We start from the raw sequence: 2,305 nt of genomic DNA on the forward strand, positions 1-2,305 counted from the left end.
GCCGACCGGCGTCCTGCCCAGCCAGCACGACGGCCATCGACGGCATCAACGCGTCGCCAAGCTTCTCGCCGACCGGATAACGGCGAACGAGCCCGTCGGATTCAACCGCGACATTGACGACGGCGGGCCACGACTGGTTGCTGAACGGCTTCAGGGGGCGATTGATGTGAGCCGCGCCACCATTGGGCGCCGGCTGCCTGAAGGACGGCAGGATCGTCGAGCCGCCGACCTCTCGAAGCGCCTTGACGAACGCCTCGTCGGAGGCCGGATCCGACGGCGTGCTGAAATCGACATCGAAGGCCACGTCCTGCGCACCGGCACTTTCGAGTTTGTGCAACAGCTCCGCGTGGAGCCGGCGCGGCCAGGGCCATACCCCGATCTGGTCGATCGAGGGCGCGTCGATGGCCACCACGACGACATTGCCGCTGGCGGCACGCGATTGCCAGGCGAATCGCAAATCGGTGAGCGCGTTGCGAAGCGCACCATGCCATCCCGTGGACAGCACGACCGCCAGCGCGATCACGACAAGAATATGCGGCCTGTAGCGTTTCACCCGATCCTCCTGCACACCCGCCTCGGCGAGTGCGCCCCCCTCATCCCCTAGGAAATCGCCTTAGTGTCTGTTGTGACCGTAGGCATTTCCGTGGCCGTGGCTGCCGTTACCGCCGCCGTTGTTGCCTTTGCCGTTACCGGTGGCACCGTTGTTGTCGTGACCGTTGCTGTCCTTGCTATTCCCGTTGCCGCCCTTTCCGGAGCTTCCTCCGAACGCATCGTTGGTCGCCCCAGCGGTGATCGCAACGGTCGTCGTCGCACTTGACGACGAGGATGTGGCACCGGCCGCAGATGCGCTGCTGCTCACGGAGCTGTTGGCAGCCGTGGTCGTCGTGCTCGCCTTCGTATCGCTCCAGACCGTCTCGGTACCGGTGTTCGCGTTGCGCACGCGCCCCGGTGCAATTGCGTCGTGGGCGAGCCCGTGCGTGACCTTATGGACGTTCAGCCTGACCTCGCCGAGCGAGCTCGAGATGCGCACGACACCGGCCCTGGGTGGCTGACCTCCGGCCGTCAGGTGCGATGGCTTCGGTGCACCGTTTGCCTTGGTCCCCTTGTCGATCGGACCGAGCGCATGGATCGCATGGCCGCTCGCCGCATTGCGCGGCGCCGACAGTCCCGATTTCGGCACGGGAATTCGCTCGATCGTCGAGGCCCGCGGCTTGCCATGTTCGATCGGGTTGAACGTCCCCGCACCGCTCAGGCTGAGGCCGGGCTTGCCATGCTCGAAGGCGGTGGCCGCTTGTCCGGGCATGACCTGAGCGATCTGTCCCGTCTTGAAGTCGGAGACTTCGACCTGGCCGCGGAGCACGCCGACCCGGGTGCTGCCCGCATTCACGGTGACGCTGAACTGCGTTCCCTTGACCACGGCGGCGAGATAGGGCGTCTCGACCTCGAAATGCTTGACGTTGCGCTTCTCCACCTCGAGCAGGATCGAACCTGCTTGCTGGATGATGGTGGTCGAGAGACCCTCCTTCGTCTCGGCCGGCAAGCCGACCACCGAGTTGGGAGAGATCAGGATCGTTTCCTCGCCACGGACAAGCAGCACGCGCCCGTTACGTCCGGTGCGAATGGTGTCGCCGGGCTTGAGCGCGTCTTGCTGATTCAACGACACTTGCTGCGCGCCGTTGGTGGCGACCCAGACCTCGCCTGCGGCTTTGCTGACTGACCAGACGCCATCCTCCGCAGCGAGCGCACCGGAAGCCATTCCCAGGGTCAGCACCGCCGCGAAGGCGCACCACATTCCAATTCTGCCGAGCATGCCGATCCTCAGTCCGCGTTACAGCCAGACCTGAGGCGTATCCGAAATCACTCAAGAGAGAATTAGCGGGAACTGGCGAGCCGAGCGGCCGCATTAACCAATCATTGACCATAAAAAACTAAGAAAAATCATGCGACTAACGGACCCTTACCACCCTATGAGCAAATCTCCGTCAAACTACGGAGACGGGTTCGCGGCGCGTGTTGAGAAGCGGTTCCTCCTTACCGCGCTGGTGCTGTTGGCACCTATTTTCACGGGAGCTCCGCAATCATTCGCACAACAGGCGAACCAGCCGGGTTTTGATCCGCGCCAGCCTGAGAAATACTTTGAAAACCAAACCGAGCGGGAAACGCTGAGCCGGCCTCCGGTCAAGCTACCGACGGTCGGCCAGCCCAACACCGGCGGCGACACCAAGCCTCAATTCGTGCTGCGCGGCATCAATGTCACCGGGGCCCACATCGTCTCCCGTGATCGCATCGCCGCGGTCTATCAGCC

The 2,305-nt window shown here is 63.7% G+C and carries 2 protein-coding genes and 1 pseudogene; 1 reads left to right on the plus strand and 2 read right to left on the minus strand.

Going from position 1 to position 2,305, the window contains the following annotated elements; genetic code table 11:
• Together AC1D00_RS37210 and AC1D00_RS37215 are read right to left on the minus strand one after the other, a co-directional pair.
• On the minus strand, positions 1-553 hold a 553-nt coding region (locus AC1D00_RS37210), incomplete at its 3' end, for a CHASE2 domain-containing protein (RefSeq protein WP_477014099.1).
• A 60-nt stretch (positions 554-613) separates the two neighbouring features.
• Positions 614-1,810 carry a FecR family protein gene (locus tag AC1D00_RS37215; RefSeq protein WP_477014100.1) on the minus strand — a complete coding sequence of 399 codons (1,197 nt, stop codon included), beginning with the start codon at positions 1,808-1,810 and terminating at the stop codon, positions 614-616.
• 130 nt (positions 1,811-1,940) lie between these two features.
• Between AC1D00_RS37215 and AC1D00_RS37220 the strand changes: the two are divergent.
• Positions 1,941-2,305: pseudogene (locus AC1D00_RS37220) on the plus strand (ShlB/FhaC/HecB family hemolysin secretion/activation protein); the annotation flags it as partial.

The organism is Bradyrhizobium sp. P2_E8, from assembly GCF_056403875.1.

Excerpts from the sequence above, each read along its gene's own strand:
- AC1D00_RS37215 (WP_477014100.1), bottom strand. The coding sequence starts at position 1,810 with ATGCTCGGCAGAATTGGAATGTGGTGCGCCTTCGCGGCGGTGCTGACC.